This is a genomic window from Kitasatospora sp. GP82 (assembly GCF_029892105.1).
In the GTDB taxonomy this organism is placed as follows: domain Bacteria; phylum Actinomycetota; class Actinomycetes; order Streptomycetales; family Streptomycetaceae; genus Kitasatospora.
This window is the reverse complement of record NZ_JARZAJ010000025.1, coordinates 37,314-53,078: the sequence shown is the minus strand read 5'-3', so window position 1 is coordinate 53,078 and position 15,765 is coordinate 37,314. Positions and strand designations below refer to the sequence as shown.

Here is a 15,765-nt window from a genome sequence, read left to right as displayed (position 1 = left end):
CCCTGCCGAGGCGGCGTGGCGTCAGCCGGCCGTCGGGGCACCGCCGAGGGCGGCGGTGGCGATGCGCTGGACGTAGCGGGACTCGGTGCCGTTGAGGTTGGTGGGGTTGAGGGAGTAGACGATGCGGCGGCTCAGGTCGCGGGTGGCGAAGACACCGCTGATGTAGCCGGGGCGGGAGCCGGTCTTGCCCCAGACGACGATGCCGTTGGCGGACTTGACGCGCATCAGCCCCATGCTCAGGCAGGCCCTTCCGGGTCCTGCCGGGGTCTGGCAGTGGCTGTTGTCGAAGTTGGGGACGTCGGGGACGGTGAAGAGCTCGGCCTCCTGGGCGGGGGGCAGCAGACGGCCGCGGAAGAGCGCACCTATGAAGTGGTCGAGATCCCCGGCGGTGGAGATCATGCCGCCCTCGGCCCAGGGCCAGGGGCTCTGCTGCGAGACGTCGACCGGGTGCGTGCTGCCGTCAGGGGCCTTGACGGTCAGATAGCCGTGGGAGTGCGGTCCCGGCAGACGCGGGTCCTTGGCGTCCGGGACGTAGGTGTCCTTCAGGCCGAGGGGGCGAGCGATCCGGGACTGGACCTCCTGGGCGAAGCTGCGCCCGGTGATCTTCTCGACGAGCAGCCCGGCGACGAAGGTGTTCATGCCGTTGTACTGCTGCGCGGTGCCGGGCGCGAACTGCATCGGCTGGCCGGCCAGCGCGGCGACCACCTGCCGCGGCGTCCAGCTGTCGAGGCGGTGGGCGGCGAACCACTCGGGGCTGCCGTCGCCGAAGCCGGAGCTGTCGCCGCGCGGCAGACCGCTGGTGTGGTCGAGCAGTTGGCCGACCTTGATCGGCGGGAGGTCGGCGGGAAGGACGCCCGGCAGGTACTGCTGGACGGTGCCGTCGAGGTCGATGCGCCTTTCGGCGGCGAGCTGGAGCACCACCGTGGCGGTGAAGACCTTGGAGATGCTGCCGATCCGGAAGTGGCCGTCCTGTGGCACGGGCTGGCGCGTCGTCAGATCTCCCACGCCCGACGTACCGGACCAGTCGCCCGCGCTGCCGGTGACGCGCACCAGCGCGCCGGTGACGTCCGCGTTCGGCAGCCCGTCGATGGCCTGGCGGAGGGCTGCCGGATCGAGCGGGGGAAGCGGCGCGGCGACGGCGCCGGCTCCCGGCGCGGCGACGGGGGCCGCCGAGGCGGGCGCGGCCGCACCGGTGACCAGGGCGACCAGCAGGGCACCTGCGGCGGCCACGGTCGTCCAACGGGTACGGCTCGCGCGGGTGCGGCTCGCGATGGGGTTCACGGTAGGGCTCCGGAATGGTCGTGGTCGGACCGGCGGTCCACCGGCCCGACCACGAGTGTGTTCCGCGCGAGTACGGCCGATCATCAGGGACTGTCCCTGAGCACACCCTGAGCGCACCCCGAGGACGACGTCCGAGCTGACCCGGAGTCAGGACGGGGAGTCAGACCTGGTAACGGCCCGGGGCGAAGGCACCCAGGTTGGCGGCGACCCAATCGGAGGTCAGGCGCAGCCCCTCGTCGAGGGAGATCCGCGGCTGCCAGCCGGTCAGGGTACGGGCCTTGGTGTTGTCCGAGAGCAGGCGTTCGACCTCGCTGCCGCTCGGGCGCAGCCGGCCCGGGTCGACCACGACCTCGGCGTCCTTGCCGGAGGCGGCGATCAGCGAGCGGGCGAGGTCACCGATGGAGATCTCGGTGCCGGTGCCGAGATTGAGGACCTCGCCGAGCGCGCGGTCGGCGGTGGCAGCGGCCAGGAAGCCCTCGGCGGTGTCGGTGGCGTAGGTGAAGTCCCGGGTCGGGGTGAGCGAGCCGAGCCTGATCTCCTGCGCACCGGAGTGGAGTTGGGCCAGGATGGTCGGGATGACGGCGCGCGCGGACTGCCGCGGCCCGTAGGTGTTGAACGGCCGGACCACCGTGACCGGCAGCTCGAAGGAGTGCCAGTACGAGAGCGCCGCCATGTCGGCGCCGATCTTCGAGGCGGAGTACGGCGACTGCGGCTGGAGCGGGTGCTCCTCGCTGATCGGCGCGGTGATGGCGGTGCCGTACACCTCGCTGGTGGAGGTGTGGACCAGCCGTGCGCCGTGCCGCAGACAGGCGGCGGCGACGTTCTGGGTGCCGACCACATTGGTCTGCACATACGCCTCCGGCGACTGGTAGCTGTACGGGATGCCGATCAGTGCGGCCAGGTGGAAGACCGTCTCGCAGCCGTCCACGGCGTCCAGCACCCGCCCGGCGTCACGGACGTCCCCGGCCGACATCTCCACCTCGCCACTCGCCAAGTACGGTGCGAGGTAGCCGCGTTCGGCGTACGGCTTGTAGTGCACCAGCGCCCGCACCCGGGCACCGCGCTGCACCAGCAGGTCCACCAGCGTGCTGCCGATGAAGCCTTCGGCGCCGGTGACGAGCACGCGCTTGCCGTTCCAGTCGTTCATGCATAGCTCCTGATGAGAGGGGAGGTCCGTCCGATGGTGCGGAGCACCTTGGCGGCGAGGAGGTCGGCGGCGCGGGCGTGGGTGCCGGGGTCGGCGGCGCGGCCCATCGCGGCCAGGCGCAGCGGGTCGGCCAGCAGCGGTTCGGTGATCGCGGCCAGCCGGTCGGCGGTGCACTCGCCGTCGGGCAGCAGGACGCCCGCACCCGCGTCCGAGAGCACCCGCGCGTTGTGGGTCTGGTGGTCGTGCGGCGCGTGCGGGTACGGGACCAGGACGGCGGGCAGGCCGATGCTGGCCAGTTCGGCGACGGTCGACGAGCCGGCCCGGCAGACCACCAGGTCGGTGGCGGCGTACGCGAGGTCCATCCGGTCCAGGTAGGGCACCGCCCGGGCGGTCGGGGAGGATCCGAGCCTCGCCCGCACCTCGTCCAGCGCGGCGGGCCCGGTCTTGATCAGCAGCCGGACGTCCGACCGCCCGCGCCAGCGTTCGGCGAGGCCGACCGCCGCTTCGGTGAGCCGGGCCGCGCCGAGGCTGCCGCCGTTGAACAGCACCAGCCGTGCGCCCGGTGGCACACCGAGCCGCGCCCTTGCCTCGGCCCGCAGCGCTGCCCGGTCGAGCCCGGCGACCGCGCCGACCAGCGGCATCCCGACCGTCTCGGCCCGGGCGCCGGGCGGCAGGTGCTCCCTGGTCCGGTCGAAGGCCAGCGCGAGGTGCGGGGTGAGCCGGGCCGCGAAGCGGTTGGCCCGGCCGGGTACGGCGTTGGACTCGTGCACCACGCTGGGCAGCCCGGCCATCCGGGCCCCGACGATGACCGGCGCGCTCGGGTAACCGCCCATCCCGACCGCGACCTGCGCGCCCTGCTCCCGCAGGATCTCCCGGCACTGAGCGCCGGACTTCAGCAGCGCGGCGGGCAGCAGATAGCGCTTCAGGCCGAGCGAGGCGTCGAAGGGGATCATGTCCACGGTGTGCAGCCGGTAGCCGGCTTCCGGGATGAGTCTGGTCTCCAGGCCGCGTTCGGTGCCGACGAAGGAGATCTCCGCGCCCGGGTCGGCCCGGCGCAGCGCCTCGGCGAGGGCGAGGCCCGGGTAGATATGGCCGCCGGTACCGCCTGCGCCGATGACGACCGACAAGTGTGATGTCCGCATGACACCGACGGTCGCGAGTCGGCCTAAGAGAGTTCTAATAGCCTGGTTTGAGAGGCTTGTCTCCATGAGCAGCGCCCCCATGAGCAGCGTGCCCGCGAGCAGCAACCCACCCAAGGTCCTGGTGGTGGACGACGACCCCGAGGTGCGCGCCGCCGTCGAGGACGGTCTGGCCGTCGCCGGCTATGCCGTCCGAGGGGCCGCCGACGGCCTCGCCGGGCTGACCGAGCTGTCGGCCTGGCAGCCGGACGCCCTGGTACTGGACCTGATGATGCCCGTCCTGGACGGCCTCGCGGTCTGCCGTCGCCTGCGGGCGCTCGGCGACCGCACCCCGATCCTGGTGCTCACCGCCCGGGACTCGGTCAGCGACCGGGTGGACGGCCTGGACGCGGGCGCCGACGACTACCTGGTGAAGCCCTTCGCGCTGGACGAGCTGACCGCCCGGCTGCGCGCCCTGCTGCGCCGGGCCGCACCCGTCGAGTCGGACCACCGGTACGTCCTGGGCGATCTGACGGTGGACCCGGTCACCAGAACCGGCAGCCGGGCGGGCCGGGCGCTGGAGTTCTCCCGCACCGAGTTCGCACTGCTCGAACTGCTGCTGCAGAACCCGGGGCAGGTACTGCCGCGCGAGCTGATCATGGCGCGGGTCTGGGGCGCGGACTTCGGCCCCGACTCCAACTCCCTTGCCGTGTACATCGGTTACCTGCGCCGCAAGCTGGAGGCCGCCGGCGAGCCACGACTGGTGCACACCGTACACGGCGTCGGCTACCGGCTGGACGCGCCATGAGGGCCCAGCACGCCCGCTGGCGCCGCCGCAGACCGCTGCGCACCCGGCTGGCGCTGGCCACCTCGGCTGCGGTCGCACTGGTCACGCTGGGGGTCTGCACGGCCGGATTCACCATCATGCGCTACGAGTTGGTGCACCAGCTGGATCTCCAGCTCACCCAGCACGCCACCCTGGTCCAGCAGCAGAACCGGGGCGAGGGCCCGCAGGTGCTCTACGCGGAGTGCGGATACCTGGCGGCGCCCGCCTGCACCCAGATCGTGTCGGCCGACCCGGCCAGGGATCCGGCCACGCCGTACCTGCTGCCCGTCGCCCCGGCCACCCGGGCGGTCGCGGCGGGGCAGCGCGGCGGCTACTACAGCGGCATCACGGTGAGCGGGCACCCCGCCCGGATGCTGACCGCCCACTTCGCCCCCGGCAAGGCGGTGCAGGTGGCACTGCGCTCGGACGCCGTACAGCAAGGGGTACGCCAGGCCGGGGAGTTGATGGCGGCGGTCGCCGGGGCCGGGGTACTGCTCGCCGGGGTGCTCGGCTACGCGGTCGCCCGCACCGGCCTGGCGCCGGTCGCCCGGCTGACGGCGACGGCCGAGCGGATCGCGGCCACCCGGGACGCGACGGTCCGGATCGACCTCCCCGAGGGCCGCAGCGAGGACGAAGTCACCCGGCTGGCAGGGGCGTTCAACGCGATGCTGGGCGAGCTGGAGCAGTCGGTGGCCGCCCAGCGCCGACTGGTCGCGGACGCCTCGCACGAGCTGCGCACCCCGCTCACCGCACTGCGCACCAACGCCGAACTGCTCGCCAAGGCCGAACAGTTGACACCCGAGCAGCGCGGCAGGGCGACGGCCGGGCTGCAGCGGCAGCTGCGCGAGGTGACCGGTCTGGTGAACGACCTGATCGAACTGGCCAGGGACGAGGAGCCGCAGGCACTGGTGGAGCTGGTCCGGCTCGGCCCCCTGGTGGCCCACTGCGTGGAGACCGCCCGGGGCCACTGGCCCGCCATCGCCTTCGAGTACGCGTCGCAGGGTGACCCGACACTGCCCGGGGTGCCGGCCCGGCTGGTGCGGCTGGTGGGCAACCTGCTGGACAACGCGGCGAAGTTCAGCCCGCCGGGCGGCCCGGTGGAGGTGACGCTCACGGCCGGTGAACTGACCGTCCGCGACCACGGCCCCGGCATCGCCCCGGAGGACCTCCCGTACGTCTTCGACCGCTTCTACCGGGCCTCGGCGGCCCGCGCCCTCCCCGGCTCGGGCCTCGGCCTGGCCATGGCCCGCCAGATCGCCCGCGCCCACGGCTCCGAGCTCACGGCACACTCGGCCCCGGGCGGCGGCGCGCTGTTCCGCCTGGCGCTGCCCCCGACTGCGTGAACCCTCACGGACAAGGGGCAACCCCTCAGCGGCAAGGGGCAACTTCCAAGGGGCGCGGGGCTCTGCCTGGTCGCCCCTCAGCGCTGAGGGGTTGGTGTCAGAACGATGCGGTCTCGCGGTAGATGCCCCACTCGGCGCGCAGTGCGTTGCAGATCTCGCCGAGAGTGGCCTCCGCGCGGACGGCGTCGAGCATCGGCGGGATCATGTTCTCGCCGGAGCGGGCGGCGGCGAGCATCGCGTCCAGGCCGGCCTTGACGGCGGCCTCGTCGCGGGCGGCCTTGCGGGCACCGAGGACCCGCACCTGCTCGCGCTCGACCTCGTGGCTGACCCGGAGAATCTCCAGTTCGGGGGTGACGCTGCGCGGATGGCAGTTGACGCCGACCACGCGCTTCTCGCCCTTCTCCAAGGCCTGCTGGTACTGGAACGCGGCCTCGGCGATCTCGCCGGTGAACCAGCCCTCCTCGATCCCGCGCAGGATGCCGGAGGTCATCGGCCCGATCGGGTGGTCGGCGCTGCCCTTGTCGAGGATGCGCTGGAAGATCTCCTCGGCCTGGGCCTCGATCCGGTCGGTGAGCGCCTCGACGTACCAGGAGCCGCCGAGCGGGTCCGCGACGTTGGCGACGCCGGTCTCCTCCATCAGCACCTGCTGGGTGCGCAGCGCGATCTCCGCGGCCTGCTCGGACGGCAGCGCGAGGGTCTCGTCCAGGGCGTTGGTGTGCAGGGAGTTGGTGCCGCCGAGGACGGCGGAGAGCGCCTCGACGGCGGTGCGCACCACGTTGTTGTACGGCTGCTGGGCGGTGAGCGAGACACCGGCGGTCTGGGTGTGGAAGCGCAGCCACTGGGCCTTGTCGGTCTTGGCGCCGTAGCGCTCTCTCATCCAGCGGGCCCAGATCCGGCGGGCGGCGCGGAACTTGGCGATCTCCTCGAAGAAGTCGAGGTGGGCGTCGAAGAAGAAGGAGAGGCCGGGGGCGAAGACGTCCACGTCCAGGCCGCGCGACAGGCCCAGCTCGACGTAGCCGAAGCCGTCCGCCAGGGTGTAGGCGAGTTCCTGCGCAGCCGTCGCCCCGGCCTCGCGGATGTGGTAGCCGGAGACCGAGAGCGGCTTGTACGCCGGGATGTTGGCGGCGCAGTGCTCCATCAGGTCGCCGATCAGGCGCAGGTGCGGCTCGGGGGCGAAGAGCCACTCCTTCTGCGCGATGTACTCCTTGAAGATGTCGGTCTGCAGGGTGCCGTTGAGCACGCCGGGATCGACGCCCTGGCGCTCGGCGGCGACCAGGTACATGCAGAAGATCGGGACGGCCGGGCCGCTGATCGTCATCGAGGTGGTGACCTCGCCGAGCGGGATGCCGTTGAAGAGCACCTCCATGTCGGCGGCGGAGTCTATGGCGACGCCGCAGTGGCCGACCTCACCGAGCGACTTGGCGTCGTCGGAGTCGTACCCCATCAGGGTGGGCATGTCGAAGGCGACGGAGAGGCCGCCACCGCCCGCCTCCAGGATCATCCGGTAGCGCTCGTTGGTCTGCTCGGCGTTTCCGAAGCCCGCGAACTGGCGGATGGTCCAGGTGCGGCCCCGGTAGCCGGTCGGGTGCAGGCCGCGGGTGTACGGGTACTCGCCCGGCCAGCCGATCCGCTCGAAGCCCTCGTACGGCTGCCCGGCGGGCGGGCCGTAGACCGGGGCGACGTCGTCACCGCTCAGGGTGGTGAAGTCCGCGTCGCGCTTGCGGGCCTTGTCGTAGCGCTGCTGCCAGCGCTGCCGGCCGGCCTCGATCTCCTCGGCGTCCATCGACTCCGAACTCCACTCCGTACGGCCGCCACCGCGAGGGGACGACACAGCTACTAGGACGTCCTACCAATTTACTCGGACGTCCTAGTATCTGTCGATGGCCGACCCGGCCGAGCAGCGGCACACAACGCCGAAGGGCGCCCTCCCCGACTGCGGGAGAGGGCGCCCTTCGGCGTTGTGTGCAGGTCAGGCGTTGACCGGCTCCGGGCCGGCGACCAGGGGCGCCACCTCGCGGGAGACCCTGCGCTCGACGAAGAAGGCGGCGGTCGGGATCGTCCCGGCCAGCAGCACCCAGGCGAGCTTGCCGAGCGGCCACTTCGCCTTGCTGCCGAGGTCGAAGGCGAGGACCAGGTAGACGACGTACAGCCAGCCGTGCGCGATACCGACGGCGGTGGTGAAGCCGGCCGCACCCGAGATGCCGAGCACGTACTTGGCGATCACACCGAGGGTCAGCAGGATCAGGAGGACACCCGTGACGTAGGCCATCGTCCGGTATCGGGTCAGCACACTCTGCTTCATGCCATCGAGAGTAACCGTCCGCTTCGGGTGCCTTTGCCCGACCCCTACTCTGCGGACGCGTCCTGCGGGGCGGAGAAGTCCCCGGCTGCCACCCGCAGCGGCCTGAGCAGCTCGAAGACCTGCTCGCACTGCTCCTCGTCGTAGCCCTCCAGGCCGAAGTCCATCGCCATCAGCGCCCTGGTGGCCTCCTCGACCACGCTCCGGCCGCGCTCGGTGATGGCCGCGAGCACGCCGCGGCCGTCCAGCGGGTTGGGGCGGCGCGAGACCAGATCGGCCCGCTCCAGGCGGTCGATGGTGTTGGTGACGCTGGTCGGATGGACCATCAGCCGCTCGCCGATCTTGGAGAGGGAGAGCTCCCCGGTCCGGCTGAAGGTGAGCAGCACCAGAGCCTCGTACCGGGCGAAGGTCAGCCCGAAGGGCTTGACCACCGCGTCCACCCGGGAGAGCAGGATCTGGTGCGCGCGCATCACCGAGGTGATCGCCGCCATGGCGGGGACATTTCCCCAGCGGCGCGTCCAGAGTTGGTCGGCGCGGGCGATCGGGTCGAAGTCGAGAGCGAGGGGCTTGGCCACCTCCCCACCGTACCGGCGCTCCCGGAAGCAGGTGCCCGGTGTCCACGATGGTGGACGGCGGCGGCACGGGCCGACCTGCCAATGCCGCAAACCAGGACATAAAGCCGGCACAAATTCGCGCCAATGTTGCGACGGGCAGTCGAAGTTAGTCGAATTTAACGGCCATAAGGTCTCGATTTGTTCAAATACCGCCCGGCAGTGGCGACGATATGCCCGATTCCTCCGCTAACCTGACGCTCTTTCAGCAGCGTGGAGCGCCAATGACGTGGCGCGATTCTGCCAAGTCCTGCTAAATATTTGTCACTCCATCAGCATGGTCGCCATGCTTCTGGCCGGCCCCGTACGGCATAGGCCGCCCCACCCTCCGGCCGCTGCCGCCCGACCGCACGGAGCAGCACACGTCAGCGCCCGTTTCGCCCCAGTCGGCACCAATCCCTGGCGCCCCGGAACGAGGCACAACCGCGCAAAAGCGGTTGAAATGGAAGGAATCCATAGTTGAAGCGAAAGCTTAGGGTTGGCGCCGTTCTCTCCGCCTCGGCGATTCTCGCCGGTGCGATCCAGGTCGGCACCGGAACCGCGCAGGCTCTGTCCGCTCCCGCCGGTGACGCAGTGGCCACCCAGCAGCCCGCCGAGCTGATCGCTCTCGCCGACACCCAGGCCTCGGCCGCCGCCAAGGCGCTCGGCCTGGGCAGCCAGGAGAAGCTGGTCGCCAAGGACGCCGTGGTCGACGCCGACGGCACCCGCCACCTGCGCTACGAGCGCACCCTCGGCGGGCTCCCGGTGATCGGCGGCGACCTGGTCGTGCACCAGGACGCCAAGGGCAACATCACCTCGGTGGACCGCGCCCTCGACGGCAAGCTCGCGCTGGCCAGCCTGACCCCGAAGCTCTCCGCCGGCCAGTCCGCCGCCAAGGCGACCGGCGCGGTGAAGGCCACCGTCGGCATAGCCGAGGACGAGGACAGTGCCGCCCTCAAGGAGATCGGCTCGACCGGCTCCCCGGCGCTGGTCGTGTGGGCCACCTCCGGCACCCCGCGCCTGGCGTACCGGACGACCGTCGAGGGCGTGCGCACCGACGGCACCCCGAGCCGCCAGCAGCTGGTGACCGACGCCACCACCGGCGAGGTGCTCTCCACCCACGAGGAGATCCAGACCGCGGGTGCGGCCGGCACCGGCCGGGGCATATCCGACGGCACCGTCCGGCTGACCACCACGCCGTACAAGACGTGGTTCCAGCTGAAGGACCCGACGCGCGGCAACCAGTACACCACCACGCTGAAGAACGGCACCTCGGGCAAGGGCACGCTGTTCATCGACACCGACAACCGCTGGGGCACCGGGCAGGTCAGCAACAGCCAGTCCGCCGCCGTGGACGCCCAGTACGGTGCGGCGGCCACCTGGGACTTCTACAAGAAGACCTTCGGCCGCAGCGGCATCCGCAACGACGGTGTCGGCGCCTTCAGCCGCGTCCACTACGGCCAGAACTACATCAACGCGTTCTGGGACGACAGCTGCTTCTGCATGACGTACGGCGACGGTGCCGGCAACACCCACCCGCTGACCGCGCTGGACGTGGCCGGCCACGAGATGACCCACGGCGTGACCTCGCACACCGCGGGCCTCAACTACTCGGGTGAGTCCGGCGGTCTGAACGAGGCCACCTCGGACATCATGGGCACCGGCGTCGAGTGGTTCGCCAACCTGCCCGCCAACCCGCCGAACTACCTCATCGGCGAGAAGATCAACATCTTCGGCAACGGCGCCCCGCTCCGTTACCTGGACAAGCCCTCCAAGGACGGCCGCTCCGCCGACTACTGGTCCCCCTCGGTCGGCAACCTGGACGTCCACTACTCCTCGGGCGTCGCCAACCACTTCTTCTACCTGCTGTCCGAGGGCAGCGGCGCCAAGACCATCAACGGGGTCAGCTACAACAGCCCCACCTACAACGGCGCCGCCGTCGCGGGCATCGGCCGCGACAAGGCCCTGAAGATCTGGTACCGCGCGCTGACCACCTACTTCACCTCGACCACCGACTACAAGGCCGCGCGCGTCGCGACCCTGAAGGCGGCCGCCGATCTGTACGGCGGCACCGGCTCCACCGAGTACAAGCAGGTAGCCGCGGTCTGGACGGCCGTCAACGTCGGCTGACGACTCGTCGTATCACCGCAGCAGCCGGGCTCCCGTCAACGGGAGCCCGGCTGCTGTGCGTTGCCGGCCAGGACACGGCTAGCAGCCAGGTCATGGGCAGGACAAGGGAACATCTTGGCGAAGTCCCGCCAACCTCTGTTTCCGGTACATACCAGGACATCAAATGTTCACAATGTTACGGCAATGCACATACCAGGGAGGCCGGTTACTCGATTTCGGCCGTCGTTCCGGCTCCGTTCGAACAGGAACCCTCTGCCCCGCCCCGGCGTTTTGCCCGATTGGTCCGCTTGTCTGACGCTCCATCACCAGCGTTGTAGGGCTGCGCGTTGGCGGGAGTTTGCCAATCGTTGCCGTAGACCTGTCATTTCATCAGCGCGATTGTCATGCTTCTGGCCAGCCCCGTACGGCACTCGGCCGCCCCACCTCTCCGGCCGATGCCACCAGACCGCACGGAGCAGCACGTCAGCGCCCGCTTCCGCCCCAGAAGGCACTAACCCTGTGCCCCGGAGCGCGGCGCGACCGCGCAGAAGCGGTAGAACCGGAAGGAACCGAAAGTGAAGCGAAAGCTGACAGTCGGAGCCGTTCTCTCCGCCTCGGTGATCCTCGCCGGAGCGATCCAGGTCAGTGCCGGCACGGCTCAGGCCAGCCCTTCTCCGATCGCCGGGACCTTCACCGGCCAGCAGCACGCCGAGCTGATCACTCTCGCCGACTCCGCGGCCCCCACCGCGGTCAAGGCGCTGGGCCTGGGCAGCCAGGAGAAGCTGGTCGCCAAGGACGTCGTCGTGGACGCCGACGGCACCAAGCACCTGCGCTACGAGCGCACCCTCGGCGGGCTCCCGGTGATCGGCGGCGACCTGGTCGTGCACCAGGACGCCAAGGGCAACATCACTTCGGTGGACCGCGCCGTCGAGGGCAAGCTCGCCGTCGCCAGCCTGACCCCGAAGCTCTCCGCCCAGCAGGCGGCTGCCAACGCGGCCGGCTCGGTGCAGGCCACCATCGGCGCCCGGGGCGACTCCGACGAGGCGTCGCTGTCCTCGGTCGGCAAGACCGGCCAGGCCACCCTGGTCGTGTGGGCCACCTCCGGCACCCCGCGCCTGGCGTACCGGACGACCGTCGAGGGCGTGCGCGCCGACGGCACCCCGAGCCGCCAGCAGCTGGTGACCGACGCCACCACCGGGGAGGTGCTCTCCACCCACGAGGAGATCCAGACCGCCAATGCGAGCGGCACCGGCAAGGGCGTCTTCGTCGGCACCGTACCGCTGACCACCAACCCCAGCGGCAGCACGTACCAGCTGAAGGACGCCACTCGCGGCGGCCAGTACACCACCAACCTGTCCGGCAGGACCTCCGGCACCGGGACGCTCTACACCAACTCGACCAACACCTGGGGCAACGGGCTGGCCTCCAACACCCAGTCCGCCGCCGTGGACGCCCAGTACGGCGCGGCCGCCACCTGGGACTTCTACAAGAACACCTTCGGCCGCAGCGGCATCCGCAACGACGGTGTCGGCGCCTACAGCCGCGTCCACTACGGCAAGAACTACGTCAACGCGTTCTGGGATGACAGCTGCTTCTGCATGACGTACGGCGACGGCGTCAGCAACACCCACCCGCTGACCGCCCTCGACGTGTCCGGCCACGAGATGAGCCACGGTGTCACCGCCGCCACCGCGGGCCTCAACTACTCGGGTGAGTCCGGCGGTCTGAACGAGGCCACCTCGGACATCATGGGCACCGGCGTCGAGTGGTACGCCAACCTGCCCGCCAACCCGCCGAACTACCTCATCGGCGAGCTGATCAACATCAACGGCGACGGCACGCCGCTCCGCTACATGGACAAGCCCTCCAAGGACGGGGCCTCGGCCGACTCCTGGTCGTCCTCGGTCGGCGGCCTGGACGTCCACTACTCCTCGGGCGTCGCCAACCACTTCTTCTACCTGCTGTCCGAGGGCAGCGGCGCCAAGACCATCAACGGCTTCAGCTACAACAGCCCGACCTCCAACGGCTCCACCGTCACCGGCATCGGCCGCGACAAGGCCCTCAAGGTCTGGTACCGCGCGCTGACCACCTACTTCACCTCCACCACCGACTACAAGGCCGCCCGCACCGGCACCCTGAAGGCGGCCGCCGACCTGTACGGCGGCACCGGCTCCACCGAGTACAAGCAGGTAGCCGCGGCCTGGTCCGCCGTGAACGTCAACTGACCCGACGCCTCCGGTGAACGCAGCGGCCGGGTGCCTCTCCACGGAGAGGCACCCGGCCGCTGGTCGCGTCGACCGTCAGGCGGTGGCAGGCACGGCCGTCTCGCCGCGCTCCTCCTTGGCCAGCATCCGCTCGGCGAAGAAGCCACCCGTCGGGAGCACCGACAGGACGAGGAGCACTGTGCCGCGCTTGGCATCCCAGCGCTGCTGCTGCCAGGCGAGCACCAGGAAGACCACGTAGAGGATGAAGAGCACGCCATGGACCATGCCCATCACGGGCACGGCGTCGAAGCTGGTGGTCCGCTTCAGCACCGAGCAGATCAGCAGCAGGATGAAGGAGAGGCCCTCGGGGCCGGAGACAAGGCGCAGGCGGTGGACGGCGCTGCTCTTCACGGTGACTACCTCATGAATCGGGGGTCGGCGAGCAGGCTTGTGAACCGACGCACAAGCCACCAGCCCATTATCACCGACCTGACATACCGCCCCGGGGCAGGGGTGCGGAAGCCTCCGGGGAAAGGGGTAGCCCGCGCCCCGGAGGGGTTCGCCTCCGCTGTGAGGTCCTATCCTGCTGCGGCACGACCTGACGGTCAGGTCGGCCATGATCACGAGGATCACGGGGGAAGTACCGTTGTTCAGCATCGACTGGAACCGCCGCACCTGCTCACGGCGCGGCCACACCACCTACGCACCCGACGAGAACGAACTGCGGACGCGCCTGCACGCACAGACCGCACTCGGCGAGGCGTGGCGCTGCCTGCGCTGCGGGGACTTCGCACTCGGCGCCCCGCACGCCTCCGGCCCGGCCGAGGACGCCCCACTGGTGCCGCGCGGCAAGGCGCTGCGCGACCTGTTCATCCTCCGCTTCCTGGCGATCGAACGGCTGCTGCGCGGTGTGCTGATCATCCTCGTCGCCTGGGCGGTGTGGAAGTTCTCCAACAGCCAGGATGCGGTCAAGGACCTGTTCAACCAGAACCTGACCGTCTTCAAGCCGGTCACCGACCACTTCCACTGGGACCTTGAGCACTCCCCCATCGTGGACACCATCCGCAAGACCTTCGACTACAGGCGCAGCACCCTGCTGACCGTCGCGGGGGCGCTGCTGGCGTACGCGCTGATCGAGATCGTCGAGGCGTTCGGGCTCTGGCTGGGCCGCCGCTGGGCCGAGTACCTCACCGTGGTGGCCACCGCGGCGTTCCTGCCGCTGGAGGGGTACGAACTGTCGCACCACGTCACCGTGTTCAAGGTCTGCACGCTGCTGCTGAACATCGCTGCGGTGGTGTGGATCCTGCTCTCCAAGCGGCTGTTCGGGCTGCGCGGCGGAGTGGTGGCCTTCGAGGCGGAGCGGCACTCGGCCTCGCTGCTGGAGGTGGAGCACTCGGCCGGGGCCGTGCCCGCCGCGGTCTGAACCGGCGCCGCACCGCGCCCGCATTGTCCCAGCTGCGTACCAGTTCACGGCCGGTGGATGCCCCGGGGCCGCCACGACCGCTACATTCGGCCGGTGGCACAGTTTCGACTCCAGGGCTCCAGGGTGCTCGCCGTAGACATGGCGGGCGACTCGGTGAAGGCCCGCAACGGCTCGATGGTCGCGTACACCGGCCAGATGAACTTCAAGAAGCTCACCGGCGGCGGTGACGGCCTGCGCGGCATGGTCGCCCGCCGCCTGACGGGCGAGCAGATGACGGTCATGGAGGCGAAGGGGCAGGGCACCTGCTACTTCGCCGACCAGGCCACCGAGGTCAATCTGGTGCGCCTGAACGGCGAGGCGCTGTACGTCGAGGCGGACAACCTGCTCTGCACCGAGGCCACCCTGCACACCGGGACCAGCTTCACCGGTCTCAACGGGATGGCCTCGGGCAACGGCCTGTTCACCACCAAGGTCGAGGGCACCGGCTGGGCGGCCCTCACCTCCAACGGCCCGGCGATCATCCTGCGGGTCACCCAGGGCACCCCGCTGCGGGTGGACCCGGGCGCGTACGTCGCGCACACCGGGAACCTCAGCCGGCACCTGAAGTCGGGCGCGGGCTGGACCACACTGATCGGCGAGGGCGGCGGCGAGGCGATGCAGGTCGAGTTCACCGGCGAGGGCCTGGTCTACGTCCAGCCTTCCGAGAAGGCGACCTTCGGAGGGGACGTCTGATGCCCTTCACCAGGATCAACGGCAAGATGGTCGAGGCCGCCGTCTTCCCCGGCCAGCAGCTCTTCAGCCAGCGCGGCGCGATGATCGCCTACACCGGGGACGTCACCTTCAAGCCCAACCTGATGGGCGGCCAGGGCGGAGTGATGTCGATGATCGGACGCCGGGTGGCCAACGAGGACACCCCGCTGATGACCGTCGAGGGCCGGGGCAGCGTGCTGTTCGGCCACGGCGGCCACCACGTCCACCTGATCGACCTGGCCGGCGACACCCTCTATGTGGAGGCCGACCGGCTGCTCGCCTTCGAGGGCTCGCTCCAGCAGTCCACCATGTTCATGGGTGCGCAGGGCGGTGTGATGGGCATCGTGCGCGGCCAGGTCACCGGCCAGGGCCTGTTCACCACCAAGCTGACCGGTCACGGCTCGGTCGCGGTGATGGCCCACGGCGGCGTCATCGAACTGCCGATCGCCCAGGGCCAGCCGGTGCATGTGGACCCGCAGGCGTACGTCGCACATCGGGGTGACGTACGCAACAAGCTGTCCACCGCGCTGGGTTGGCGCGACATGATCGGGCGCGGCTCCGGTGAGGCGTTCCAGCTGGAGCTGTCCGGCCAGGGCACGGTGTACGTGCAGGCGAGCGAGGAGAAGCTCTGATGTCCTACCCTCCCCAGCAGCCTTATGGTCAGTCGCCGTACGG

General features: G+C 70.4%; 14 protein-coding genes. 7 read left to right on the top strand and 7 right to left on the bottom strand.

Annotated elements, in window-relative coordinates; genetic code table 11:
- Positions 1 to 21: 21 nt before the first annotated feature.
- The 3 genes from P3T39_RS24735 to P3T39_RS24725 all read right to left on the bottom strand — a co-directional run bounded on the left by P3T39_RS24735 (position 22) and on the right by P3T39_RS24725 (position 3,570).
- Complete coding sequence (locus P3T39_RS24735) at positions 22 to 1,281, bottom strand: serine hydrolase domain-containing protein (RefSeq protein ID WP_280701122.1); 1,260 nt, start codon at positions 1,279 to 1,281, stop codon at positions 22 to 24.
- 160 nt (positions 1,282 to 1,441) lie between these two features.
- Complete coding sequence (locus P3T39_RS24730; protein ID WP_280701121.1) at positions 1,442 to 2,428, bottom strand: SDR family NAD(P)-dependent oxidoreductase; 987 nt, start codon at positions 2,426 to 2,428, stop codon at positions 1,442 to 1,444.
- Complete coding sequence (locus tag P3T39_RS24725) at positions 2,425 to 3,570, bottom strand: UDP-N-acetylglucosamine--N-acetylmuramyl-(pentapeptide) pyrophosphoryl-undecaprenol N-acetylglucosamine transferase (RefSeq protein WP_280701120.1); 1,146 nt, start codon at positions 3,568 to 3,570, stop codon at positions 2,425 to 2,427. The genes P3T39_RS24730 and P3T39_RS24725 overlap by 4 nt, the downstream gene beginning before the upstream one ends.
- Before the next feature lie 64 nt (positions 3,571 to 3,634).
- Between P3T39_RS24725 and P3T39_RS24720 the strand changes: the two genes are divergently transcribed.
- Entirely contained in the window at positions 3,635 to 4,354 is a 720-nt protein-coding gene (locus tag P3T39_RS24720; protein WP_280701119.1) for a response regulator transcription factor, read from the top strand.
- Positions 4,351 to 5,715, top strand: a complete 1,365-nt coding sequence (locus tag P3T39_RS24715) for a HAMP domain-containing sensor histidine kinase (RefSeq protein ID WP_280701118.1) — start codon at positions 4,351 to 4,353, stop codon at positions 5,713 to 5,715. Before P3T39_RS24720 ends, P3T39_RS24715 begins: the two co-directional genes overlap by 4 nt.
- A gap of 97 nt (positions 5,716 to 5,812) precedes the next feature.
- On the opposite strand, the gene P3T39_RS24710 is transcribed toward P3T39_RS24715, so the two are convergent.
- From P3T39_RS24710 to P3T39_RS24700, 3 genes are all read right to left on the bottom strand, one after another.
- Positions 5,813 to 7,498, bottom strand: a complete 1,686-nt coding sequence (locus P3T39_RS24710; protein WP_280701154.1) for a methylmalonyl-CoA mutase family protein — start codon at positions 7,496 to 7,498, stop codon at positions 5,813 to 5,815.
- Between the two features lie 186 nt (positions 7,499 to 7,684).
- Complete coding sequence (locus tag P3T39_RS24705) at positions 7,685 to 8,017, bottom strand: DUF3817 domain-containing protein (RefSeq protein ID WP_280701117.1); 333 nt, start codon at positions 8,015 to 8,017, stop codon at positions 7,685 to 7,687.
- Positions 8,018 to 8,061: 44 nt separating this feature from the next.
- Positions 8,062 to 8,589: a MarR family transcriptional regulator gene (locus P3T39_RS24700; RefSeq protein WP_280701116.1), complete on the bottom strand. Its 528-nt coding sequence runs from the start codon at positions 8,587 to 8,589 to the stop codon at positions 8,062 to 8,064.
- 495 nt (positions 8,590 to 9,084) lie between these two features.
- Here P3T39_RS24700 and P3T39_RS24695 point away from each other — a divergent pair, with 495 nt between their 5' ends.
- The gene (locus tag P3T39_RS24695; protein WP_280701115.1) at positions 9,085 to 10,734 is read left to right on the top strand and encodes a M4 family metallopeptidase; all 1,650 of its coding nucleotides are present in this window, start codon (positions 9,085 to 9,087) and stop codon (positions 10,732 to 10,734) included.
- 554 nt (positions 10,735 to 11,288) lie between these two features.
- On the top strand, positions 11,289 to 12,938 hold the full coding sequence (locus tag P3T39_RS24690; protein WP_280701114.1) for a M4 family metallopeptidase: 1,650 nt from the start codon (positions 11,289 to 11,291) through the stop codon (positions 12,936 to 12,938).
- A 75-nt stretch (positions 12,939 to 13,013) separates the two neighbouring features.
- Here P3T39_RS24690 and P3T39_RS24685 read toward each other — a convergent pair whose 3' ends face one another.
- Complete coding sequence (locus P3T39_RS24685) at positions 13,014 to 13,328, bottom strand: DUF3817 domain-containing protein (protein WP_280701113.1); 315 nt, start codon at positions 13,326 to 13,328, stop codon at positions 13,014 to 13,016.
- Between the two features lie 235 nt (positions 13,329 to 13,563).
- Between P3T39_RS24685 and P3T39_RS24680 the strand changes: the two genes are divergently transcribed.
- The 3 genes from P3T39_RS24680 to P3T39_RS24670 all read left to right on the top strand — a co-directional run bounded on the left by P3T39_RS24680 (position 13,564) and on the right by P3T39_RS24670 (position 15,722).
- Positions 13,564 to 14,340: a DUF2127 domain-containing protein gene (locus tag P3T39_RS24680; protein ID WP_280701112.1), complete on the top strand. Its 777-nt coding sequence runs from the start codon at positions 13,564 to 13,566 to the stop codon at positions 14,338 to 14,340.
- A gap of 93 nt (positions 14,341 to 14,433) precedes the next feature.
- A complete protein-coding gene (locus tag P3T39_RS24675; protein WP_280701111.1) occupies positions 14,434 to 15,072 on the top strand; it encodes an AIM24 family protein in 639 nt (212 codons plus the stop codon).
- Positions 15,072 to 15,722, top strand: a complete 651-nt coding sequence (locus tag P3T39_RS24670; protein ID WP_280701110.1) for an AIM24 family protein — start codon at positions 15,072 to 15,074, stop codon at positions 15,720 to 15,722. The genes P3T39_RS24675 and P3T39_RS24670 overlap by 1 nt, the downstream gene beginning before the upstream one ends.
- The last annotated feature ends 43 nt before the right edge of the window (positions 15,723 to 15,765 follow it).